Origin of the sequence: Pseudoalteromonas sp. SR43-5, assembly GCF_014163835.1 — a bacterium.
In the GTDB taxonomy this organism is placed as follows: domain Bacteria; phylum Pseudomonadota; class Gammaproteobacteria; order Enterobacterales; family Alteromonadaceae; genus Pseudoalteromonas; species Pseudoalteromonas distincta.
This window is the reverse complement of sequence record NZ_JACJEA010000030.1, coordinates 1-24,114: the sequence shown is the minus strand read 5'-3', so window position 1 is coordinate 24,114 and position 24,114 is coordinate 1. Positions and strand designations below refer to the sequence as shown.

Annotated in this window: 23 protein-coding genes; 16 read left to right on the top strand and 7 right to left on the bottom strand. The window is 40.6% G+C overall.

Annotated elements, in window-relative coordinates:
• Both glyS and H5090_RS16190 read left to right on the top strand, forming a co-directional pair.
• Positions 1-2,070, top strand: a complete 2,070-nt coding sequence (gene glyS / locus H5090_RS16195; RefSeq protein WP_182696211.1) for a glycine--tRNA ligase subunit beta — start codon at positions 1-3, stop codon at positions 2,068-2,070.
• Positions 2,071-2,144: 74 nt separating this feature from the next.
• The gene (locus tag H5090_RS16190; protein WP_182696210.1) at positions 2,145-2,594 is read left to right on the top strand and encodes a hypothetical protein; all 450 of its coding nucleotides are present in this window, start codon (positions 2,145-2,147) and stop codon (positions 2,592-2,594) included.
• 130 nt (positions 2,595-2,724) lie between these two features.
• On the opposite strand, the gene tusA is transcribed toward H5090_RS16190, so the two are convergent.
• From tusA to fadB, 3 genes are all read right to left on the bottom strand, one after another.
• Positions 2,725-2,964: a sulfurtransferase TusA gene (tusA, locus tag H5090_RS16185; RefSeq protein WP_182696209.1), complete on the bottom strand. Its 240-nt coding sequence runs from the start codon at positions 2,962-2,964 to the stop codon at positions 2,725-2,727.
• 292 nt (positions 2,965-3,256) lie between these two features.
• Positions 3,257-4,426, bottom strand: a complete 1,170-nt coding sequence (fadA, locus tag H5090_RS16180) for an acetyl-CoA C-acyltransferase FadA (protein ID WP_004335189.1) — start codon at positions 4,424-4,426, stop codon at positions 3,257-3,259.
• A gap of 4 nt (positions 4,427-4,430) precedes the next feature.
• On the bottom strand, positions 4,431-6,590 hold the full coding sequence (gene fadB, locus H5090_RS16175) for a fatty acid oxidation complex subunit alpha FadB (RefSeq protein WP_138489862.1): 2,160 nt from the start codon (positions 6,588-6,590) through the stop codon (positions 4,431-4,433).
• 192 nt (positions 6,591-6,782) lie between these two features.
• Here fadB and H5090_RS16170 point away from each other — a divergent pair, with 192 nt between their 5' ends.
• The 8 genes from H5090_RS16170 (at position 6,783) to H5090_RS16135 (ending at position 14,580) form a co-directional block, all read left to right on the top strand.
• Entirely contained in the window at positions 6,783-8,669 is a 1,887-nt protein-coding gene (locus H5090_RS16170) for a transglycosylase SLT domain-containing protein (protein ID WP_149601906.1), read from the top strand.
• A gap of 310 nt (positions 8,670-8,979) precedes the next feature.
• Positions 8,980-10,302: a Xaa-Pro dipeptidase gene (gene pepQ / locus H5090_RS16165; protein WP_182696208.1), complete on the top strand. Its 1,323-nt coding sequence runs from the start codon at positions 8,980-8,982 to the stop codon at positions 10,300-10,302.
• Between the two features lie 88 nt (positions 10,303-10,390).
• Entirely contained in the window at positions 10,391-11,005 is a 615-nt protein-coding gene (locus H5090_RS16160; RefSeq protein ID WP_182696207.1) for a YigZ family protein, read from the top strand.
• A gap of 96 nt (positions 11,006-11,101) precedes the next feature.
• Complete coding sequence (locus H5090_RS16155) at positions 11,102-12,553, top strand: TrkH family potassium uptake protein (RefSeq protein ID WP_004335179.1); 1,452 nt, start codon at positions 11,102-11,104, stop codon at positions 12,551-12,553.
• A gap of 45 nt (positions 12,554-12,598) precedes the next feature.
• A complete protein-coding gene (locus tag H5090_RS16150) occupies positions 12,599-13,258 on the top strand; it encodes a flagellar brake protein (RefSeq protein WP_024597190.1) in 660 nt (219 codons plus the stop codon).
• A 465-nt stretch (positions 13,259-13,723) separates the two neighbouring features.
• The gene (locus H5090_RS16145) at positions 13,724-13,936 is read left to right on the top strand and encodes an EF-hand domain-containing protein (RefSeq protein WP_004335175.1); all 213 of its coding nucleotides are present in this window, start codon (positions 13,724-13,726) and stop codon (positions 13,934-13,936) included.
• A gap of 140 nt (positions 13,937-14,076) precedes the next feature.
• Entirely contained in the window at positions 14,077-14,289 is a 213-nt protein-coding gene (locus H5090_RS16140; RefSeq protein ID WP_004335174.1) for a calmodulin, read from the top strand.
• A gap of 75 nt (positions 14,290-14,364) precedes the next feature.
• Positions 14,365-14,580 carry an EF-hand domain-containing protein gene (locus tag H5090_RS16135; protein WP_024597191.1) on the top strand — a complete coding sequence of 72 codons (216 nt, stop codon included), beginning with the start codon at positions 14,365-14,367 and terminating at the stop codon, positions 14,578-14,580.
• Positions 14,581-14,661: 81 nt separating this feature from the next.
• On the opposite strand, the gene trkA is transcribed toward H5090_RS16135, so the two are convergent.
• From trkA to def, 4 genes are all read right to left on the bottom strand, one after another.
• Entirely contained in the window at positions 14,662-16,038 is a 1,377-nt protein-coding gene (gene trkA / locus H5090_RS16130) for a Trk system potassium transporter TrkA (RefSeq protein ID WP_154904167.1), read from the bottom strand.
• 86 nt (positions 16,039-16,124) lie between these two features.
• Complete coding sequence (rsmB, locus tag H5090_RS16125; RefSeq protein ID WP_004335167.1) at positions 16,125-17,420, bottom strand: 16S rRNA (cytosine(967)-C(5))-methyltransferase RsmB; 1,296 nt, start codon at positions 17,418-17,420, stop codon at positions 16,125-16,127.
• The gene (fmt, locus tag H5090_RS16120) at positions 17,413-18,366 is read right to left on the bottom strand and encodes a methionyl-tRNA formyltransferase (RefSeq protein WP_182696206.1); all 954 of its coding nucleotides are present in this window, start codon (positions 18,364-18,366) and stop codon (positions 17,413-17,415) included. The genes rsmB and fmt overlap by 8 nt, the downstream gene beginning before the upstream one ends.
• A gap of 21 nt (positions 18,367-18,387) precedes the next feature.
• Positions 18,388-18,894 carry a peptide deformylase gene (def, locus tag H5090_RS16115; RefSeq protein ID WP_004335162.1) on the bottom strand — a complete coding sequence of 169 codons (507 nt, stop codon included), beginning with the start codon at positions 18,892-18,894 and terminating at the stop codon, positions 18,388-18,390.
• A 118-nt stretch (positions 18,895-19,012) separates the two neighbouring features.
• Here def and H5090_RS16110 point away from each other — a divergent pair, with 118 nt between their 5' ends.
• The 6 genes from H5090_RS16110 to hemF all read left to right on the top strand — a co-directional run bounded on the left by H5090_RS16110 (position 19,013) and on the right by hemF (position 23,960).
• Entirely contained in the window at positions 19,013-20,131 is a 1,119-nt protein-coding gene (locus tag H5090_RS16110; protein ID WP_182696205.1) for a LysM peptidoglycan-binding domain-containing protein, read from the top strand.
• 31 nt (positions 20,132-20,162) lie between these two features.
• Positions 20,163-21,254: a DNA-processing protein DprA gene (gene dprA / locus H5090_RS16105; protein WP_024594983.1), complete on the top strand. Its 1,092-nt coding sequence runs from the start codon at positions 20,163-20,165 to the stop codon at positions 21,252-21,254.
• Between the two features lies 1 nt (position 21,255).
• Complete coding sequence (locus H5090_RS16100) at positions 21,256-21,729, top strand: DUF494 family protein (protein ID WP_004335158.1); 474 nt, start codon at positions 21,256-21,258, stop codon at positions 21,727-21,729.
• 114 nt (positions 21,730-21,843) lie between these two features.
• Positions 21,844-22,419 carry a type I DNA topoisomerase gene (locus H5090_RS16095; protein ID WP_004335155.1) on the top strand — a complete coding sequence of 192 codons (576 nt, stop codon included), beginning with the start codon at positions 21,844-21,846 and terminating at the stop codon, positions 22,417-22,419.
• 25 nt (positions 22,420-22,444) lie between these two features.
• Positions 22,445-23,008, top strand: coding sequence for an L-threonylcarbamoyladenylate synthase (locus H5090_RS16090; protein ID WP_004335153.1), 564 nt, complete (start codon positions 22,445-22,447; stop codon positions 23,006-23,008).
• Position 23,009: 1 nt separating this feature from the next.
• Positions 23,010-23,960 carry an oxygen-dependent coproporphyrinogen oxidase gene (gene hemF / locus H5090_RS16085; RefSeq protein ID WP_182696204.1) on the top strand — a complete coding sequence of 317 codons (951 nt, stop codon included), beginning with the start codon at positions 23,010-23,012 and terminating at the stop codon, positions 23,958-23,960.
• Positions 23,961-24,114 lie beyond the last annotated feature (154 nt).

Below are 24,114 nucleotides of genomic sequence, written 5' to 3'. Positions count from 1 at the left end.
ATGTCAGCACAAAATTTATTAGTAGAAATTGGCACTGAAGAGTTACCACCAAAAGCACTGCGTAAATTAGCAGAAGCCTTTGCTGCAAACTTAACTCAAGAGCTAGAAACATTAGAATTAGCACACCAAGGCGTAAGCTGGTATGCATCGCCTCGTCGTTTAGGTTTACAAGTAAAAGCGCTTGAAGCTAAACAACAAGACAAAGAAGTTGAAAAGCGTGGCCCAGCAACAAAGGCAGCGTTTGACAGCGAAGGTAACCCAACAAAAGCAGCAATGGGTTGGGCACGTGGTTGTGGTATTGAAGTAAAAGACGCACAAACACTTGAAACTGATAAAGGCGCTTGGTTATTGCACATTGCTAAAGTAGCAGGGCAAGAAACTAAAACCCTAATGACAGATGCAATCACAAAAGCATTAAGTAAATTACCAATCCCTAAACCAATGCGTTGGGGCGCGAATAAAACACAATTTATTCGCCCTGTGCATACAGTAACTATTTTATTTGGTGATGAGCTACTTGAAGGCGAAATTCTTGGTAAGCAAATAACTAACCAGCTTCAGGGTCATCGTTTTCATCACCCAGAAAAAATTAGCCTTAACCATGCAGATGACATTTTTGACGTACTTAAATCTGCTTACGTTATTGCTGATTACGAGCAACGTAAAGCGCAAATTCGAGCACAAATAGAAGAGGCTGCAAGCGCAGTTAACGCTGTTGTTGCAATGGATGAAGATTTACTAGAAGAAGTAACATCACTTGTAGAGTGGCCAGTTACTTTAACGGCAACATTTGAAGAAGCATTTTTAGATGTACCAGCCGAAGCGTTAATTTACACCATGAAAGACGATCAAAAATATTTCCCGTTATTAGATCAAAACGGCAAACTTTTAAATAAGTTTTTGTTTGTATCTAACATCGAAAGTAAAGATCCAAGTGTGGTTATTTCTGGTAACGAAAAAGTAGTGCGCCCGCGTTTAGCCGATGCACAGTTCTTCTTTGAAACAGATAAAAAGAAAACCCTAGAAAGCCGATTAGAGTCGCTTGATAGCGTATTGTTCCAAAAGCAACTTGGTACGCTTAAAGATAAGTCTCAGCGCATTAGTGAACTTGCAGGTTATATTGCTGAGCAATTAGGTGCTGATAAAGACCTAGCACAGCGTGCAGGCTTATTAAGTAAAACTGACCTAATGACTGAAATGGTTATGGAATTTACCGACGTGCAAGGTGTAATGGGAATGCATTACGCTCGCCACGATGGTGAAGCCGAAGATGTAGCCGTAGCGCAAAACGAGCAGTACATGCCACGCTTTGCAGGGGATAACTTACCAACAAACTTAATTAGCTGCGCAGTAGCGATTGCTGATAAGTTTGACACGCTGGTGGGTATTTTTGGTATAGGCCAAGCACCTAAAGGTGACAAAGACCCATTTGCTCTTCGTCGTGCTGCTATTGGTGCACTGCGCATCATGGTAGAAAAAGAACTACCACTTGATATTTTAGACCTAGTAGCTAAATCGCAAACATTGTTTGGCGACAAGTTAACTAACTTAAATGTATCAACTGACGTATTTGAGTTTATGCTAGGGCGCTTCCGTGCTTGGTATCAAGACGAAGGTATTGAAGTAGACGTAATTCAAGCAGTGCTTGCACGTCGTCCGACTAAACCTGTTGATTTTGACCGCCGTGTTAAAGCCGTAAGCCACTTCCGTACATTAGACGCAGCAGAAGCGCTTGCAGCAGCTAATAAGCGTGTAGGTAACATTCTGGCTAAAAACGATATTACCAGCCAAGGTAGTGTTGATGAGAGCTTATTAAGCGACGACGCCGAAAAAGTATTGGCATCACAAGTAGCAAAATTTGCCACTGACCTTGCACCACTTTACGCAGATGGAAACTACCAAGAAGCATTAAGCCAATTGGCGGGTATTCGTGAAAGTGTTGATAACTTTTTTGACAACGTAATGGTTATGGCCGACGATGAAGCTGTTAAGCAAAATCGTCTTGCGCTATTAAGCCAGTTAAGCGGATTGTTTTTAGGTATTGCAGATATTTCTGTGTTACAAAAATAAGCTAACTTAGCAATTTAAAAAGCCAGCGATTTGCTGGCTTTTTAGTTTTCACAGAACGTAAAGGATACCTATTGATGAACCCAATGAAACGAATTTTAACCCTTGCTATTGCCGGCTTACTTACAGCCTGTACTAGCCAAATTTCTATTAACGACGTACTGCTACAGCAAGAGCTTGACCGCACAATTTACTTACGTGGCGACTTTACACTGTGGGATGCAGAACCCCAGTATCAGTTTGCGCCAGTTGGCCCTGCGCTTTATCAAGCACAAGTTAAATTTTCGACCCCAGGTAAAGTGTACGAATTTAAAATAGCCGATGCCGATTTTAGTGAAGGTTACAACTGTGGTTACAGCGATGCACAACCAGCAGGGCAAAAACTAACACTCGGCCAGCCAGCTATCGCAGACTGTAATACTATTTATAACTACTTTAGTTTCACACCAGCAATAAAAGGCACGTACATAGTAAGTATTGATTACAGTGACTACGATAAGCCACAAGTGACAATAACGAAGAAGTGATTTTTAGCTATTTAATAGCCCTAGTGGGTTGATGGACTTGTGACAAGGACGTTGTAGGATTTATTCAGCATTAACACCAAGGGGGTTTCGTAGTTTGGGTTTCGTAAAACTCAACCCGACCTACGTGAGTTTAAAGCCCTTTCTTCACCACATATCTATACGGTGCTGCTTCTGCATCTTTAGCCACCAGGGTGTGATCCATAAACGTACAAAAACTCGGAATGTCGCGAGTGGTTGATGGGTCATCAGCAGTTATTAATAACGTTTCACCATCGTTCATTTTACGAATAGCAGCACGTACCATCATTACTGGCTCTGGGCAGCGAAGGCCTATGGCATCTAATTGGTGATCGGGATTATCAAAGCTCATAATAAATTGGCCTGTTTAATTAAAGTGATTGCTGAGTACGCGAGTGCTTAGGTATAGCAATTAATAAGTTTGGCAGTTTAACGCAATTTTATGTGTAATTTAACTATTTTACTTAATGCTTTTAGCAGTTTCAAAATGCTTTATTTAATAATACGCCCGATCACATAATTACGCTGTTACATACTTGTTTGATAAAGGGACGTTTTTATAAATGAAGCTAATAAAAAAGGCGAACTGAATAAAATCAGTTCGCCTTTTTAATCACCAAGATGGTTTTACATGCTTAAACTAATTAGTCTTGAACACGTTCAAATACAGTTGCAATGCCTTGGCCTAAACCAATACACATAGTTGCTAAACCATATCGTACATTTTTGTCTTCCATTAAGTGAATAAGCGATGTGCTAATACGCGAACCCGAACAACCCAGTGGGTGACCAAGTGCGATTGCGCCGCCATTTAAATTCACTTTTTCGTCAACTACATCCATTAACCCTAAATCTTTCATTACAGGTAATGATTGAGCTGCAAAGGCTTCGTTAAGTTCTACTACGCCTAGGTCATCAATTGTAATACCGGCTTGTGCAAGTGCTTTTTTACTTGCTGGTACTGGGCCGTAACCCATAATTGATGGATCGCAACCAGCGACTGCCATTGCTTTAATACGTGCACGAATTGGTAAACCAAGTTCTTTTGCTTTTTCTTCGCTCATTACTAACATTGCAGATGCGCCGTCAGAAAGTGCAGAAGACGTACCGGCTGTTACCGTACCCGATGCAGGATTAAATACAGGGCGAAGCTTTGATAAGCCTTCTACTGTTGTTTCTGGGCGAATTACTTCGTCGTCTTCAACTAAGATAAGCGAACCATCTGCTGCGTGACCTTCCATTGCTAAAATTTCGCGACGGAAACGGCCTTCAACAGTTGCAGCTTGTGCTCGTTGATGTGAACGGTAAGCAAATTCATCTTGTTGCTCACGGCTAATGCCATGAAGCGTAGCAAGGTATTCTGCTGTTAAGCCCATAGAGCCAGACGCTTGTGCAATTGATGTTGCTAAGCCTGGGTGAAAGTCGTTGCCGTGAGTCATAGGTACGTGACCCATGTGCTCAACACCACCAATTAGGTAAGTGTCGCCAGCGCCTGTCATTATTGCGCGTGCTGCGTCATGCAATGCTTGCATAGAAGAGCCACATAAACGGTTAACCGTAACAGCAGGAACGCTGTGAGGAATACCGGCAAGCAATGATGCGTTACGTGCTACGTTAAAGCCTTGCTCTAATGTTTGCTGTACACAACCCCAATAAATATCGTCAATTGATGCTGGATCAACTGCAGGGTTGCGATCTAGTAAGCCTTTCATTAAATGTGCGCTTAAGTCTTCTGCACGTTTATGTTTGAATACACCACTTTTAGAGCGACCCATTGGTGTGCGGATACAATCTACAATTACTGGATTATTCATGATATTAACCTTCCACCTTATAGAAAACACGACCTTCTTCGGCCCACTTGCGAGTTTGTTCAGATACTTGGTAAATCGCACCTAGGTGAGCGTATTTGTCTGCTGCTGCAACAAAGTTAGCTAAACCAGTTTGATCTAAGTAACGGAACGCGCCGCCTCTAAATGGAGGGAAACCAACACCGTAAACTAATGCCATATCTGCTTCTTGCGGCGAGGCAACAATGCCTTCTTGCAAACACAGTAGCACTTCGTTAATCATTGGAATCATACAACGGTCGATGATTTCTTGTTTATCAAATTCTTTTGGTGCGTCTGTGATTGGGCTTAGTAGCTCAATTGCTGTCTCGTCATGAGACTTTTTAAGACGACCGCGACGATCTGTTTCGTATTTGTAAAAACCGGCTTTGTTCTTTTGTCCAAAACGTTTTTCGTTGGCAAAAATAGTCACAGGGTCTTTATCAGCACGAGCCATACGCTCAGGGAAACCGTCAGCCATTACGCCAGTACAATGGAACGCTGTATCAATACCTACAACATCAAGTAGGTAAGCCGGACCCATAGGCCAGCCAAATACGTTTTCCATTACTTTATCTACTTTTGCAAAGTTAGCGCCTTCAACCACTAATTTGCTAAAACCTGCAAAGTAAGGGAATAAAACACGGTTTACAAAAAAGCCTGGGCAATCGTTAACAACAATTGGCGATTTACCTAATTTAAGCGCGTAATCAACTACTGCATTAATTGTTTTATCTGAGGTTTTTGCACCACGGATAATTTCTACTAATGGCATTTTTGGCACAGGGTTGAAAAAGTGCATACCACAGAAGTTTTCTGGCTTATCTAGCGCTTGTGCTAGTAAATCAATACAAATAGTCGATGTATTTGAAGTAAGTACAGTGCCTTCTGGCATGTTCTTTTCAAGATCAGCGAGTACTGCTTGCTTAACTTTAGGGTTTTCTACAACGGCTTCAACAATGATGTTGGCACTTTGTAGGTCTGACTCGTTAAGTGTTGGTTTAATTTTGCTAAGTGTTGCCAACATTTTTTCCATTGGCATGTGGCCACGCTTAACTTTTGCACCTAACAATTTAGATGCTTCACCCATACCTAAATCAAGCGCATCTTGTTGGATGTCTTTCATTATAATAGGCGTGCCTTTATAAGCAGACTGGTATGCAATACCGCCACCCATAATACCAGCACCTAATACAGCGGCTTGTTTAATTTCTACATCGCTGTGCTTAGCAAATTTACGTGCTTTACCTTTAATGTATTGGTCAGCTAGGAATATACCAGTTTGTGCTGCTGCTTCTGGTGTACGTGCTAATTTAGCAAAGTTAGCGTTTTCGATTGCCATTGCTTCATCGCGAGTACAGTTTGCCGCTGCTTTAATAGTACGTACAGCCATAACCGGTGCAGGATAGTGGCCTTTGGTTTTACCCATTACCATACCTTCTGCCATAGCAAAGCTCATGCCTTGCTCAACACGGTTTAATTTAAGTGGCTGTAGTTTTACGTTGCGTTTTGCTTGCCAATCTAGCTTGCCAGCAATCGCCAGTTCAAGTGTTGATACACTTGACTCTAGAAGTTTGTCAGCACTAACTACCGCGTCAAACGCACCTACTTTAAGGGCATCTGCTGCGCGGTTTTCTGCGCCTGAGGTAATCCACATCATCGCGTTATCGGCGCCAATGATACGTGGTAAGCGCACTGTGCCACCAAACCCTGGCATTATGCCAAGTTTAACTTCTGGTAGGCCCATTTTAGCTGTTTCGCTTGCCACACGATAATCGGTAGCAAGTGCCCACTCACAACCACCACCAAGTGCCATACCGTTTATAGCGCTTAGAGTTGGGAATGGTAAATCTTCAATTGCATCAAAAACGTCTGTTGCGTTTTTGATCCACACTACTAATTCTTCTTCAGGTTTAGTAAATGTAGGTAAAAATTCGAAGATATCGGCACCAATAATAAAGTGGTCTTTATCACTGGTAAAAATCATGCCTTTGATATCAGTATTGGCGGCTAATTCTTTTAATGCTGCTGCGCAATCTGAAAGAGTTTTTTGAGATAGTGTGTTTACAGAACCTGCAACACAAAACTTAAACTCGGCGATGTTTTCCTTCAGGAAGCTAACTTCAAAGGAATCGCTTTTATATAACATTATTATTCTCCCTAGTTGACGAACTAAGACTGGTACGATGAGTTTGCATTTCAATCAGTGTGCTTGCTTTAAATTAAAAATGCAACGAAAAATTTAACTCGGTTACAATCGACTGGTTAAAATATAGCTGGTTTGGTGCTAAGGTGGTTGAAAAGTTTTTATTCACAACTTTAATTTTTATTAAAGGACATTATGAAAAAATATTTACTAAGTGTTGCGGCAGCTGCATTCATTTTTCCTCTTCATTCTGCCGAGGCAAGTAACGATAACGATGCATTTTTAGATGCCGAAAAAAAAGTAAGGTACGGCAGTTACCAAGACTTTAAACAAGCGGTTAGTAACCTAAATCATCCGTTAAAACCTTATGTTGAAAAAACGTATTGGCAACGCCATCCGAGCATTAAACATCAGGCAGAAATAGAAGAATATTTAAATATATACCAGCATACGCCGCTTGAGTGGCCGGTCCGTAAAGCGTGGTTAGAGTATTTAAAAGATAACAACGAAAAGGCGGCGTATATCCGCAACTATCGTGAAACGTCTAATACGGAGCTTACTTGTACTTATTTAGATTTTCAGCTTGATTTAGGTGCGCCCGAAAAGGCAATTCTAAATCAGGTGACCGACTTATGGGCTGTAGGTAAATCGCAACCTAATGGTTGTGATAGTTTATTTTCTACGTGGCGTAAAAAAGGCTACATGAAAGAAGAAACGGTTTGGAAGCGTGTAACACTTGCTGCACAAGGCGGAACGCAAAGCTTATTACCTTACTTAAAAACTTTATTACCAAGTAAGGAGCGTTACTTAGCTGACTTATATTTAAAAGTGCGAAAAGATCCAAGCGCAGCCGCTGGATTATATAGATATAAAAACAAGTCGGCTAAAGAAGGGCAAATAGCTATTTATGGTGTTAAGCGTTTGGTTTGGCGCGATAAAGAGCTAGCTTTAAAAGCATGGGAAAAGCTAGAAAAAATATTTAAGTACAGCGATGAAGAAAAAGCGGATGTGTATTACACTTTTGCATTGTCACTTGCCTCTAGCGGGCATAAACAAGCGAGCTTTTGGCTAAATAAAGTGCCAAAAGAGCGACTAGACAGCAAGCTTATTCAGTGGCAACTGGGCAATATGCTCAAAACCCAAGATTGGGAAGGGATTGCTGCATTTTTTACAGGTAAAGAAAATTTAAGTCTTGGTCAGCAATATTGGTTAGCTTATAGCTATGCACAACGTGGCGAGCAACAAAAAGCAGACGACATTTGGAAAAAAGTAGCGGCTAATCGTGATTATTACGGCTTTTTAGCCGCAGCACGTTTGGGGTTGCCCGTTGATTTAAATAATCAGCCTTTAGCAGTCGATAAGGTACTTGTAGATAAAGTGAGTAATGCACCAGGCTTTAAGCGTGCAAAAGCACTTTATGATATTGAGCGCTTTACGTCGGCGCGCCGTGAATGGAATTACTTAACGGATACCTCTAGCGATGAAGAAAAGCTGGCAGCATCACAGTTATCTACCGATTTAGGTTGGCACGACAGTACTATTTTTACTTTAGCAAAAATTAAAGCATGGGATAATGTAGAGCAACGTTTTCCGTTTGCGTTTCAAGATGTTTTTGAGCGCTACAGTAAACGTAGCAAGATAGATGTTGCTTGGAGTATTGCTATTGCAAGGCGCGAAAGCTCTTTTGCGCCAGATGCACGCTCGCATGCTAATGCGCGTGGTTTAATGCAGTTATTACCTAGTACTGCTGAGTATGTAAATAAAGGCAGTGTGACAAGTAGTCGTTTATATCAACCTAAAACAAATATTAGGTTGGGTACGAGTTACTTACAATACTTAAAAAAGAAAAACCATGGCAATGAAGTGCTGGCTACGGCTTCTTATAATGCGGGTTATCACCGTATAAAGCGTTGGTTACCTGATGACGCTATTCCGGCTGAGTTATGGGTAGAGCTTATTCCGTATCGCGAAACCCGCGATTACGTAAAAAATGTATTTGCGTACAGGCAGGTTTACCATACAAGAATGGGCCGAGAAGGTAATGTATTAGCGCCGCTACTCGAAATGAAAATGGGCGGTTGAATATATGATACCAATCGACCAATAACTTAACACGATAGGTATAGGTATTAATAAGGGGGATGTTTACATGTTAAATATCCCCCTTTTTTGAGCGCTGAGGGTCATACCAATTTTATTAAAAACATGATCATTCTAGCGTATTAAATAATTCAATAACTGCGTTAAAAATTATTTATATAGAACAACTATGTATCATAATTTTAGCCTTGTTATTAAGCTATTTTCTTATCGCTATAATAGATCATTAATTTAATGCAATTGGTATAAGTGATAGACTCATAGCAAGTTAAATTTAACAGATGGATTAACAATGGATAAATTAGCCGTTTTATACGCCGAACATATTGCAACACTGCAACAGCGTACTCGTACAATTTGTAATAGCGAAGGGTTAGAAGGATTAGTAATTCATTCAGGCCAAGCTAAGCGCCAGTTTTTAGATGATATGTATTATCCATTTAAAGTTAATCCACAGTTTAAAGCATGGTTACCGGTTATTGATAATCCTCATTGCTGGATTGTGGTAAATGGCTGCGACAAGCCAAAACTCATATTTTATCGCCCGGTAGATTTTTGGCATAAAGTACCAGACGAGCCTCGCGACTTTTGGGCAGAGTACTTTGATATAGAGCTACTACTTCAGCCTGATCAAGTAGAAAAGTTATTACCATACGATAAAGCTAAATATGCTTACATGGGTGAATACATTGAAGTAGCGCAAGCACTTGGTTTTAGTATTATGAACCCTGAGCCTGTACTTAACTATTTTCATTACCACCGCGCTTATAAAACCCAGTACGAACTTGAATGTTTACGCAACGCTAACCGCATTGCAGTAGATGGGCATAAAGCTGCACGCGATACATTCTTTAATGGTGGTAGCGAGTTCGACATTCAGCAAGCGTACTTAATGGCGACACGTCAAAGCGAAAATGAAATGCCGTACGGCAACATTGTTGCGCTTAACGAAAACTGCGCTATTTTGCACTACACGCACTTTGATCCAAGAGTGCCACACACCCACAACTCATTTTTAATTGATGCCGGTGCAAACTTTAATGGTTACGCTGCTGATATTACTCGTACGTATGATTTTAAAAAGCAGGGTGAGTTTGCTGAGCTTGTACAAGCGATGACTGTTCAACAAATCGAGTTAGGTAAAGGTTTAAAGCCGGGTATGCTTTATGGTGATTTACACGTTGAATGCCATAACCGTATTGCACAAATACTTAGTGACTTTAAAATTGTTAACCTACCCGCTGAGGAAATTGTAGAGCGTAAAATTACCTCTACTTTCTTCCCGCATGGACTAGGGCATCACCTAGGTTTACAAGTGCATGATATGGGCGGTTTTATGAGTGACGAAAAGGGCACGCATCAGCCATCGCCTGAAGGGCATCCGTTCTTGCGTTGTACTCGCCTGATCGAAAAAAACCAAGTGTTTACTATTGAACCCGGTTTATACTTTATTGACTCACTGCTTAGTGATTTAGCGCAAACCGATAATAAACAGTTTATTAATTGGGAAAAGGTTGAGTCATTCAAACCATTTGGCGGTATTCGTATTGAAGATAACATTATTGTTCACGAAGATAGCCTAGAGAATATGACGCGTAATTTAGAACTCGATTAATTCTAGTTAACACTAATTAATTTATACACGTTAAAATACGTACATTACTTAAAGGGGCCTTTTGGCCCCCTTTTTACAAGTTTAAAATATGTCTGAATATAAATATCCTGCTGCTGACGTTTTTCATCAAGAAGAAATTAAAAAAAGTACGTTTATAGTCCACATTGCACATACCCCCGATTTAAATTCAGCCAAAGCATTTATTAAAAGCATTGAAGAAAAGTATAGCGATGCACGTCATAACTGCTGGGCACATGTGGCAGGAAACCCCGGTGGCAGCCATGTTTATGGTTTTTCGGATGATGGTGAACCTAATGGCACTGCAGGAAAGCCTATGCTAAATGTGCTGGTGGGTTCGGGCCTTGGCGAAATTACTGCCGTGGTGACACGTTATTTTGGCGGCATAAAATTAGGCACCGGCGGACTAGTACGTGCTTATGGTGGCTCATTAAATAATGCACTAGTAAAATTGCAAACGGTGCTTAAAGTTCCCTGCGTTGAAATTACTGGGAGTAGTGAGTACAGCATGCAAGGCGCGATTGAGCAGTTATTAAAAACAAAGTATCAAGTGCTTAATATTGATAAGCAATTTACTGCTAATATTGAGTGGGTGATTACAATCGATAGCCGCGAAGCCAAGCAAGCAGTCAAAGATATTTTTGATTTAAGTCACGGCGCAGTTGAGTTAACTATTAAAGAGTAATAACCTACACAAATTGCATATAATGCATACTGACCCTATTTAATTTGGTTGATACTACTCAGCCTGAATTTACTAATAATAAAAGCGACAAGCTAAATGCAATTTCGTACCATCATAAAAATTCTTGGCCAACTTGTTGCGCTGTTTAGTATTACCATGGTGCCTCCGGCACTGGTGTCTTTAATATACAAAGACGGTGGTGGTGTTCCTTTTGTTTTAGCATTTATCTTTAGTGTTGTTATTGGCATGATGGCTTATTACCCAAACCGCCATGAAAACGGTGATTTAAAAGCACGTGAAGGCTTTTTAATTGTTGTTTTGTTTTGGCTGGTACTTGGGGCGTTTGCGTCCTTGCCGCTTATCTTTTTACAAGAACCTAACTTATCGCTCGCCGATGCGGTATTTGAAGCATTTTCTGGCTTAACAACCACCGGCGCTACGGTGCTTACCGGTATTGAGTATTTACCCAAGTCGGTATTGTTTTATCGCCAGCAACTCCAGTGGTTTGGCGGTATGGGTATAATCGTACTCGCTGTTGCTATACTCCCAATGCTAGGTGTTGGTGGTATGCAGTTGTACCGCGCTGAAATACCAGGGCCTGTAAAAGATTCTAAAATGACCCCGCGAATTGCCGATACTGCAAAGCACCTTTGGTATATTTATGTGTCGTTGACTATTACTTGTATGCTGGCTTATTGGGCTGCGGGAATGGAGTGGTTTGATGCTATATGCCATGCATTCTCAACGGTGGCGATAGGTGGTTTTTCTACTTACGACGCCTCCATGGGGCACTTTGACAGCCCTGTAATTAACTTTATTTGTGTGTTCTTTTTAATTATTGCCGCTGTTAACTTCTCCCTGCATTACGCCGCAGTGGCGAGCCGAAATATACAAGTTTATATTAGAGACCCAGAGTTTAAGGTGTTTTTGTGTATTCAATTAGCGCTGGTGGTTATTTGTTTTACCGTACTTTCCTCTAACGAAATATTTGCTAATGGCGATGAAACCCTCGATCAGGCGTTATTTCAAGCTGTTTCAATGAGTACAACAGCAGGCTTTGCTACTGATAACTTTTCAACATGGCCTTTGTTTTTACCTATTTTACTTATATTTTCGAGCTTTATTGGTGGCTGTGCAGGCTCTACCGGTGGTGGTATGAAAGTAGTGCGCGTATTTTTACTTTATTTGCAGGGCGTGCGTGAGCTCAATCGTTTAGTGCACCCACGGGCTATATATTCAATCAAGCTGGGTCGTAAGGCGTTGCCAGACAAAGTAGTAGAAGCCGTGTGGGGATTTTTCTCTGCATATGCGCTTGTATTTATTATTATCATGTTAGCGCTTATGGGCACGGGTATGGATAACATAACTGCGTTCTCAGCCACTGCGGCTTGTTTAAATAACTTAGGGCCTGGCTTAGGAGATGTAGCGTCGCATTATGGTGCTATAACCGATGGTGCTAAATGGTTGCTTACTATTGCAATGGTGTTTGGTCGCCTAGAAATATTTACTTTATTAGTGTTATTTACGCCTACTTTTTGGCGTGGATAAACGAGCGGCTTAAGTTTTAAATTACAAAATATTGGAAAAAGGGATATGCCAACAAATTTAGAAAAGCTAAAGCATATAGGTGTAGGCAGTTTAGTTGACCTAGAAATATTAACACCTACAAGCAGTAAGCGTGTTAAAACTGAATTAGTTGGTTTACTCGATAAACAGTTTATTATTTTAAATTATCCCAATGCTAAGCGTTTACCTGCAGCGAGTGACTATTTACGTGATGGTGTAATGGTTGTTGTAAGAGCACTGATTGAAGGCAGTGGCGGGCAAGTTATTGCGTTTCGCCAGCAAATTATGTCAGTAGCCTCTCATCCCGCTAAACTCGTCTTTATTAATTTTCCTAAGCAAGTGCAGCTATTTGCGCTACGCTCGCAAACACGCATACCTACCTTGTTACCTGCAAAGCTAAAACTAAGTGACGATAGAGTGCTTGAAGGCCTTATTAAAGACATTTCACTCACTGGTGTAATGTTTGATATTAGAGGCGATCAGCAAGCTGAAGGTATTAAAGATATGCAATGCACTGTCGTACTCAATAGTAGTGATAAAGATTTTGAAGGTGAAATTTGCAGTGTTAAAGAGCATGTCGCAGGTGTGCACTGCGGAATTAAGCTACTAGCAAGCGAGGATGAAATGAAAACCTTTATGAAAGAGCATTTTATAGACCCATCTGCGCTTGAGCCCACCGTTGACTAAATCGTTTTTCGCTTATTTGCAACAAAATGTCGTTTTACGTGAGTATTTATAAAGTGTTTTTTTGTTTTTATATAATTAAAAATATTATTCATATAAAACAATGTTTTACGTATTTTTTGTTATGGCTTGTTTTTTGTTGTTATAGCTACTTCGTTAAAATTAACCTTAATTATTTTTTAAAATCCCTCCTTTTATAGCTCTACATTTTAAAATGTATCTTTTTATATAAACATAACTAGTTGTTTTTAATGGCTTTATTTTTTCACCTCTAAAGCGTGTTGCGAAAAGGCAACAGTAATGACTCTGAAAATTCCTACTTATTGTATGTTTTGTTTTTAACTTTTTGAAAGTTAATGGCTTTTCAATGTTGGCATTTAAGTTGTAATAGTCAGGGTGTACTGAACGAAATCGTGATTCAAAGTGAAACACTTAATCGCACACACATAAATTTGAAGGATACATATTATGAAAAGCATTAATAAAACTTTAGCACTTATCGCTATTGCATCTTCTTCAGCCGCTTTTGCAGCAACAGATTTTGACACACTTGATGTAGACGGCAGTGGCACAATTAGCCAAGCAGAAGCATCAGTAGACGCAAAATTAATGAGCATGTTTTCTGAGCTTGATACTGACCAAAATGGTGAGTTATCAAAAGAAGAATTTTCAGAAGCTTAATTAAAAAGTATTTATCCTGAGTTGCCAAAGACAACCTAAGTAGGCAAGGGAGCTTACGAAAGAGGATAACAAGGAAGTGAAAAATTACGTTTTAAGTTAAACGAAGCAATTTTTTTGATAGAACATTGAAGGATTAAGTTATGAAACATTTAAATAAAGCATTAGCACTTATAGTACTAGCATCTTCTTCAGCTGCATTTGCAGCATCAGATTTTGACAGCCTTGATATCGATGGTAGCGGCACAATTAGCCCAAGCGAAGCGGCTGTCGATACCGATTTAATGGCTGAATTTATTGAGCTAGATACCGACGGTAGCGGCGAGCTTTCTAAAGAAGAATTCGCTAATTACTAATCTTTTTTCAGATTAAACATTTTTCACAGTCAGGGATCTTTGAAAAGGACTTCCCATATTACTAGGAATATTATTATGAAAACATTCAATACAACACTTGCAGTTATCGTTTTAGCATCTTCATCAGCAGCATATGCTGCAGTAGATTTTGCCTCTTTTGATGCAGATGGCGACGGTGCGATTACAATGGAAGAAGCGAAGGTTAACCCTCAACTTGTGAAGATTTTTGATGATTTAGATACTGATGGAAATGGTGAAATCTCTAAAGAAGAGTTTTCAAAGGTACAGTAATCAATATTCGAAGATACTCCACTAAAGCCGCCTTAGTCAGCGGCTTTTTTGTATTTTAAATTAACTAATTAGCGTAACTAGTTAAAGGAATATAGCACTTACTTGGAATAGTTTTTCTACAACGGTAATATGTTTTTTGTCGATTAAAAACATAATGACATGATCGCCCGACATAATAATTGTATCATCGTGAGCTATCAGTACATCGTCATTACGTACTATTGCGCCAATAGTTGTACCCGCTGGAAGTTTTATGTCGGCAATCGCGCGACCAACAACTTTAGATGTGCTTTCATCACCATGAGCAACCGCTTCTATGGCTTCTGCCGCACCTTTACGCAGTGAATACACATTAACAATATCACCACGGCGTACGTGCGTTAATAACGCTGATATTGTTGCTTGTTGTGGCGATATGGCAATGTCTATTTCGCCGCCTTGTACCAAATCAACGTAAGCACCACGCTGGATAAGCACCATGGTTTTCTGTGCGCCCATACGTTTTGCAAGCATGGCTGACATAATGTTTGCTTCATCGTCATTGGTTACGGCAATAAACACATCTACTTGTTCAATATGCTCTTCTGAGAGCAGTTCTTGATCAGATGCGTCACCACAAAAAACGACCGTGTTATCGAGCATTTCTGAGAGTTGCTCAGCACGTTCTTTACTGCGTTCAATTAGTTTAACGGTGTGGTTTTTTTCAAGTGAGCGGGCAAGGCCTGCCCCAATGTTACCGCCACCAGCTATCATAATTTTTTTGTACGAACGCTCAAGTTTTTGTAGCTCGTTCATTACTGCGCGTATATGTTTTGTAGCGGCAATAAAGAATACTTCGTCATCGGCTTCAATAACGGTGGTACCCAATGGTTTTATTGCTTTACCTTGACGATAAATAGCGGCAACACGAGTTTCTACATTAGGAATATGTTCTTTAAGTGCAGATAACGCATAACCTACAAGTAAACCGCCATAGTAAGCTTTTACGGCTACTAACGAGAGCATGCCATCAGCAAACTGCAATACTTGCAGAGCACCAGGGTAGTCAATTAAACGGCGAATATACTTAGTGACCAGTGCTTCGGGAGCAATGTAATGATCGATTGGTAAATCATCGTTTTGAAATAGTTTTTCGCGGTATTTTAAATATTGCTCTGAGCGAATGCGGGCAATTTTAGTGGGCGTTTTAAAAATACTGTACGCCACTTGGCATGCAACCATGTTCACTTCATCTGAACTGGTTACCGCTATAATCATATCGGCATCTTCAGCACCTGCACGGCGTAATACATCAGGATGCGCACTGTGGCCCATAACCCCTTGTAAGTCGTACTTATCTTGAAGTTCACGTAATCGGTTACCGTCTATATCAACAACGGTAATTTCGTTTTGTTCGCCAACTAAGTTTTCAGCAAGCGTAGCACCAACTTGCCCGGCACCGAGTATAATTATTTTCATTATTTACCCGTGGTATTGATCATAATTTAATTAAAAAAATAGCCATTTAATGTTTCATAAATGGCTAACTATTTAGTGTACGGCTATTAGGCTTTTTTAACTAGCTTAGCGTAATAAAATCCATCACTTTCACCGGGCAGTAACTGCAAACCTGGCGTTGTTACGGTATCGTTTTCGTGTAGAGGTATATGTTCTACATCATCGTTATTAGCTAAAAACTTAGCAACTTGCTGTTGGTTTTCTTGTGGAAGAACCGAACACGTAGCATATACCAATGTGCCACCTGGTTTTAACAGTGGCCAAATGCTATCAAGAATATCGCTTTGTAACTTGGCTAAGTCTTCGATATCTGATGCGCGACGTAACCATTTTATGTCAGGGTGACGGCGAATTACGCCAGTGGCCGAACAAGGCACATCAAGTAAAATACGATCAAATAATTTTTCATCCCACCAGGTATGTGGTTGCGATGCATCGCCACATTGTAGGTCTGCACCTAAGCCAATACGAGTTAAGTTTTGCTTAACACGTTCAAGGCGAGTTGAGTCGCTATCAAGTGCAAGTACATCTGCATCAGCAAGCTCTAAAATATGACATGTTTTACCGCCAGGGGCTGCGCAGGCATCCAAAATATAGTCGTCTGCTTTAGGTTCTAAAAAGCGAGCTGCAAGTTGTGCGGCAGCATCTTGTACTGAACATGCACCTGTATCAAACTCAGGTAACGAAAATACATCACGTGGTTTGGCAAGCTTAATCCCATCAATAAAATCAGGGTTTAAGGTGTGTTCAATATCGTTAGCGCTAAGCATGTCGCTGTATTCTTGCGTGCTAAATTGTGCTTGGTTTACACGAAGCCACATAGGCGCTTGTTGCTGGTTTTCTTCAAGTAGTGCTTCCCAGCTATCTGGGTAGGCTGTTTGCACCTGTTTAATAAACCAATTTGGATGGTTGTATAAACATACCGGAATAAGCTTCGCTTTTTCTTCAAGCTCAGCTTGTTGACGCTGAAAGCTACGTAAAATGGCGTTTATCAGTCCTTTTAATCCTAAAGCGCGTAGTTGAGCCAGTGCGTTAACCGTTTCTGAAATGGCAGCATGAGGTGGTACGCGCATATGCTGCAGTTGATAAATACCTACGTATAATAAAAACTGAAATATTCTACGTTTACCTTTTAATGGCTGCTCTACTAAGTGTTGGCAGTAATTTTCAAGGCTCGGTAAGTAGCGTAAAACGCCATAACAAATTTGCTGTAGCAACGCTTTATCTTTAGGCGGCAAGCCTTGGCTTGCAAATGGAAGTTCTTGATTAAGCGATGCGCCTTTATCAACTACGTTATATAAAGTTTCAGCGGCAAGCGCTCGTACGTTTGGAACATTACTCATTGTTTTCGCCTAATATTGTGCCAGGAGTAACCCAGTCACTACGACCATTTAAAAAGTCGTTAATTGCCATTGGTTTTTTACCTTGCGGCTGTAATTGCGTAATACATAAAGCGTGTTCGCCACACGCCACTACTACGCCATTTTTGTCGCTTGATAAAATTTGCCCAGGATCACCTGATTGCAGCATAACCTGCGCTTGATGAATCTTTACTGTTTGCCCACCCATTTGGGTAAAGCACATTGGCCACGGGTTAAAAGAGCGAATGTTTCGCTCGATTTGAAGCGCACTCATGGACCAGTCGATATCAGCTTCCTCTTTAGAAAGCTTTTTAGCGTAGTTAGCAAGTTCATCGTCTTGAGGTTCAGGGGTGATCTCACCATTAGCTAATTTATTAATGGTTTCAATTAACGCATCTGGACCTAGCTCAGCAAGCTTTGTATATAAGCTTGCGCTAGTTTCTGTTGTGCTAATAGGGCAGCGGCTTATATGTAGCATATCGCCGGTATCTAGCCCTTCATCCATTTGCATTATTGTTACGCCGGTTTGTTCATCACCTGCCCAAATTGCGCGTTGAATAGGTGCAGCACCGCGCCAGCGCGGTAATATAGAGCCATGCACGTTTAAACAACCTAAACGTGGCGCTTCTAAAATAGCTTTAGGTAAAATTAAGCCATATGCTACAACAATCATAATGTCGGCATTTAAGCTTGTTAGCTCAGCTAGTGCTTCATCATTTTTTAATGACTGTGGCTGAAAAACCGGTAAGTTGTGCTCAAGCGCTAGCTCTTTCACTTCACTGGCTTTTAATTTTTTACCACGACCTGCAGGGCGATCTGGCTGGCTATATACACCCACTATTTGGTGTTCGCTTTGTATCAGCGCTTGTAAATGACGTGCGGCAAAGTCCGGCGTACCGGCAAATATAATGCGTAATGGTTGAGTCACTGAGTTTTCCTAAGGTGCTTATTACTGTTCTGCAAACTTGGCTTCTTTTTCAAGCTTTTTACGAATACGTTGGCGCTTTAATGGAGATAAGTAATCAATGAATAGCTTACCTTGAAGGTGATCTAGTTCATGTTGAATACAAATAGCCAATAATTCATCTGCATCTAGTACAAATTCTTCACCGTTTTCGTTAAGTGCTGCGACTGTTACTGTTTCTGCGCGATCTACTTTTGCATACGAGTTAGGTACTGATAAACAGCCTTCTTCGCTAACGGTAGAGCCGTCTTTTTTAATGATTTGTGGATTAATTAATACCAGTGGCTCATTGCGCTCTTCTGATACATCAATAACAACGATTCGTTGATGAATATCTACTTGCGTGGCCGCAAGTCCAATGCCATTTTCATCGTACATTGTCTCTAGCATGTCTTTTACAATTTGGCGTACTGTGTCGTCAACTTGTACAACATCTTTTGCTACAGTACGTAAACGTTCATCTGGAAATCTTAAAACTTCTAACCTAGCCATAGTTACCTTTTTCACTTGTGCTTAATTTAGGGTATTGTATGCTCTTATTTTAGCCATTCGCGTTCACCTTTAACAGGTTTTGGGCAATAATAATGAAAAAACAATACAAGGAAGCTCGATGAAATCTCCACTACTTGCAATCATGCTTACGTTAAGCGCTGCGTTTCCCGCAGTTGCTGATGTACTTAAAATAAAAAAAGACGCACCAAAACAGTATGTTGTAAAAAAAGGCGATACACTTTGGGATATTTCTGGCATCTATTTAGATGAGCCTTGGCTATGGCCTGAACTTTGGCAAATGAATCCACAAATTGACAACCCACACCTAATTTACCCCGGTGATGCATTAGCGTTGATATACGATGCAGATGGAAACCCACGTTTAGTGATAAATAAAGGATATAGAAAGCTATCTCCTCAGGGTCGTATTACACCAAAAGGGCGTGATGCTATAACTACTTTGCCGCTTGAAATGATCAAACCTTATATCAGTTACGAGCAAGCAATGAACAGTGACGATATTAAAGGCAAACCTTATATTTTAGGTGCAAACGAAAATACTAAAACACAAACGCTAGGCCATATTTTATATGTTAAAGGCGACTTACAAGTACATAAAGCATATGCTATTTACCATAAAGGTGACCCCTACACTGATTTAACCGGTGAAGTGTTAGCAACGCGTGCATCTTACGTGGGTATAGCACGTGCTTTTAGAGCGGGCGATGAGAAAAATGGCGTGCCTTCGTCATTACGCGTTGAGTCTGTTAAACGAGAAATTCAGCAAGGTGATTTTTTAATGCCGGCAATGGAAGGCCAAATGCTTCCTGCGTACTTTGATATACACCGTCCTTTAGAACCTGTAACAGGTAATATTATTGCTTCACCACGCGAAGTTAGAGAATTCAGCACAATGGATGTTGTGGTGCTAAACTTAGGCAGTGAACACAATATAGAAGCGGGTCATGTATTAGATCTAGAGCGTCAATCACCAACGGTTATTGATGGTCCTCGTGGCCCTCGTTATCCAGAAGATTCTAGTAAATATGAGAAGCTTTTATCTGATGTGAGCCAATTATTTGGTGATGAGTCTGACGAACAAAACACAACGTGGACCATGCCTAAAGAAAAAGTTGGTGAGCTAATTGTCTTTAAAGTGTATGACAAAGTAAGTTATGCATTAATAACTAAAAACCAGCACCCAATTCGCATTGGAGATATTGCAGTTATTCATTAAGAAGTAGCGAGTCGGTGCTCTAGGAGAGAGCATGGATCAGTCATCTGGCAAGCTAGCCCACTGGCTTGCCTTTTATATGTGTAAAGGGTTGGGTATAAAAACCCTTTTAGCACTATCTACAAACTATTCCCTTGGGTCGTTATTCGACTTATCTCATGACAAGCTTTTACAGCTTGGGTTAACCGCTAATCAAGCGAGTAATTTACTCAACACCAATTGGCAACAAGTCAGTCATTATGAGCAATTAATAGCGCTGAACAACATTACTGTTGTCTGTATTTTTGATGCGCTTTACCCAGAAGATCTCCGGCAGATTGCCAGTGCGCCTTTATTACTATTTTGCAGGGGAGATGTCTCGTTATTATCAACTCCACAAATTGCAATTGTTGGCAGTCGTAATGCTACACCTACCGGGCTTGAAATAGCCTCAGAATTTGCATACGAGTTAACTTTGGCGGGTATTACAGTTACTTCAGGTATGGCGCGGGGAATAGATGGTGCAGCACATAAAGGTTCTCTTGCTGGTACAGGTAAAACCATAGCTGTGCTTGGTACTGGGGTTGATATTTACTACCCCAAACGCCATAAACTATTAACAGACCAAGTTTTAGAAAGCGGTTTGCTGGTGAGTGAGTTTTTACCAGGCACAGCTGCTCATGCGCACAACTTTCCGCGCCGTAATCGTATTATTTCTGGGTTATCGTTAGGAGTGCTTATTGTTGAAGCTGAAATTAAAAGTGGTTCGTTAATTACAGTACGCTATGCGCTTGAACAAAATAAAGAGGTATTTGCAGTACCGGGTTCTATTAAAAACCCGTTAGCGCAGGCAAGTCACTTTTTAATAAAGCAAGGTGCTAAGCTGGTAGAAAACGTGGCTGACATTCTTGATGAGGTGAGTTTCACTTACGACAATAATGTATTTAATAAAGAGCAGCCGATTCAAGCCAATTCTCAATGTGAGGTTTTAAATAGTATTGGCTTTGAAGTAACCAGTGTAGATGACATTGTGCGTCGTGCGCAGTGGCCAATAGATAAAGTACTCAGTAGGTTGCTCGATTTAGAATTAGACGATCAGATTGAGCGAGTCTTAGATGGTTACATCAAGTTAAGCGCAGGAAGGTAATATGTTTGATATTCTTTTGTATCTTTTTGAAAATTACATTCATAGCGAAGCGGATATATTTGCAGAGCAAAATGAGTTAACCGATGAGCTACTGCGTGCGGGCTTTAATAAGCCTGAGATATTTAAAGCTCTTGATTGGTTAGAGCAACTAGCCGATTTACAACACAGCGATGAGTCTCCTTATCTTATTGCTAACCCTAAAGATGCTGTGCGTATATTTACCGATAGTGAATGCCAAAGGCTCAGCGCTGAGTGTCGTGGCTTTTTAATGTTTATTGAACAAATAGGCGTAATTAACAATGTAACACGTGAAATGGTAATGGACTGTTTAGCCTCTCTCGATAAACCAACTATAAGCCTAGAAGACTTAAAGTGGATTGTACTTATGATCTTGTTTAACGTTCCTGGCTCTGAAGAGGCATATGAGCAAATGGAAGATTTGATTTTTGATGAACCCAGCGAACTTCTTCATTAGAGATAATTATCTTGATTGTACTCAAATTACTTAAAAGGATAAGCACGGCATTGCTTGTATCTTTAAGTGGTTTGGGTATATTAGGCGAAAATTCACCAACCTATTAGGATCACCATGAGTAAAATCGACCATTCGCTTTTCTCGGCGAACAAGCACGCCCTCGAAAAAGAATACGAGATATGCCCACAGTGTGGTTCAGAGTTAGTGATCCGCAATAGTAAATCAGGCCCTTTTTTAGGATGCGCAAGTTATCCCAAATGCGACTTTATTAGGCCGCTGGCACATCACGACAGTAACGAAATCAAAATATTAGAAGATTCTGCATGTCCTGAGTGTAGCAAACCGCTGGTGGTTAAAAATGGCCGCTATGGTATGTTTATTGGGTGTACGGGTTATCCAGAGTGTCATTATATTGCTAACGAAAATGAAGAAAAGCAAAGCGAAGATACTTTGCCTAGTTGCCCTAAATGCAAAAAAGGTCATTTAGTCGCGCGCAGTAATAAGTTTGGTAAAGTATTTTATTCTTGTGATTGCTACCCAAGTTGTAAATACACGCTTAATAATAAACCGGTTGAACATCCGTGTCCTGAATGTGACTGGCCTATCGTCATAGAAAGAAATATGGCAAACGGCATATTATTGCAATGCCCACAAAAAAGCTGCATGCATAAGCTCACCCCAACTGAATAACGTTTAATTATATCTGGAGACTACTTTGTCAGACCTTTCAAATACGCCCACTGCAATAACATGCTTAACGCAAGGCGAAGTTATTTTATACCCAACAGAAGCTGTATATGGTTTAGGTTGTGATCCAGATAATCAACAAGCCGTTGAGGCACTATTAGCTATTAAGCAGCGCCCGGTTGAAAAAGGGCTTATTTTAATCGCTGATAACTACGGACAATTATTAAAATACGTAGATGATGCAAAAATACCAATGGATAAACGCGCTGATATTTTTTCGAGTTGGCCTGCTGCAATTACATGGGTTATGCCTGCATCTAAAAATACGCCTAAATGGCTCACAGGGCAGTTTGATACCATCGCGGTAAGAGTAACAAACCATCCAACAGTAAAGCGTTTGTGCCAAGAGTTTGGCAAGCCATTAGTATCAACCAGTGCAAACTTAACCGGTCAAGAAACGGTAATTAGTATTGAGCAAGCCAAAGCGCAATTTGCAGAACAAGTTGGCTTTTACGTTGACGAGCCGTTAGGTGGTAATACTCAACCAAGCACAATAAAAGACGCCATGACTGGCAAAATATTTAGAGGTTAATATGCAAAGCGAATTATTAAATCAAGTAAAAGCATACTTTATGTCTTTGCAAGACACTATTTGCCAAGGTTTGGAGGCTGCAGATGGCAGTGCTAAATTTATAGAAGATAACTGGCAGCGAGCAGAAGGCGGTGGTGGTCGTACACGCGTAACCACTAATGGCACTGTAATAGAGCAAGGCGGAGTTAATTACTCTCATGTATTTGGCGCTTCAATGCCTGGTTCGGCAACAGCGCACAGACCAGAGCTTGCAGGGCGCAGCTTTCATGCGTGTGGTGTGTCGTTAGTTATTCACCCTAAAAACCCTCATGTACCAACAAGTCATGCCAATGTGCGCTTTTTTATAGCCGAAAAAGAAGGCGAAGAGCCAATATGGTGGTTTGGTGGCGGGTTTGATCTCACTCCTTTTTATCCAGTATTAGAAGACGTACAACATTGGCATCAAGTTGCTCACGACATTTGTGCGCCTTTTGGCAGCGACGTTTATCCAAAATACAAAACCTGGTGCGACGAGTACTTTTATTTAAAGCACAGAGATGAGACTCGCGGAGTAGGCGGTTTATTCTTTGACGATTTAAACGAACTTGGTTTTGAAAAGAGTTTTGCGTTTATGCAATCGGTGGGTAATGGATTTTTAGATGCCTATTTACCTATTATTGAACGTCGCAAAAATGACGAATACACAGAGCAACAACGTGATTTTCAGCTTTATCGTCGCGGGCGCTACGTTGAGTTTAATTTAGTATGGGATAGGGGCACTTTATTTGGATTGCAAAGTGGCGGGCGCACTGAGTCTATATTAATGTCTATGCCACCACTTGCACGCTGGGAATATAACTATAAACCAGAGCCAAGTAGCCCAGAAGCTAACCTATATCAGTATTACTTACGCCCGCAAGAGTGGTTAACGAGTCAACCAAGTGAGCTGATAGCCAGAGAGTGGCAATTATAAAAATTAAACAATAATCAAAAAGGCGCTAATTAGCTGTCTCTTATACACAAATCCCTGCTAAGAAATTAGCGGGGATTTTTTTGAACTAAATCTCAATGTCATGATCAGATCTTCAAATCTTGTTTGAGGGCACATTATGATTAACGAACATACT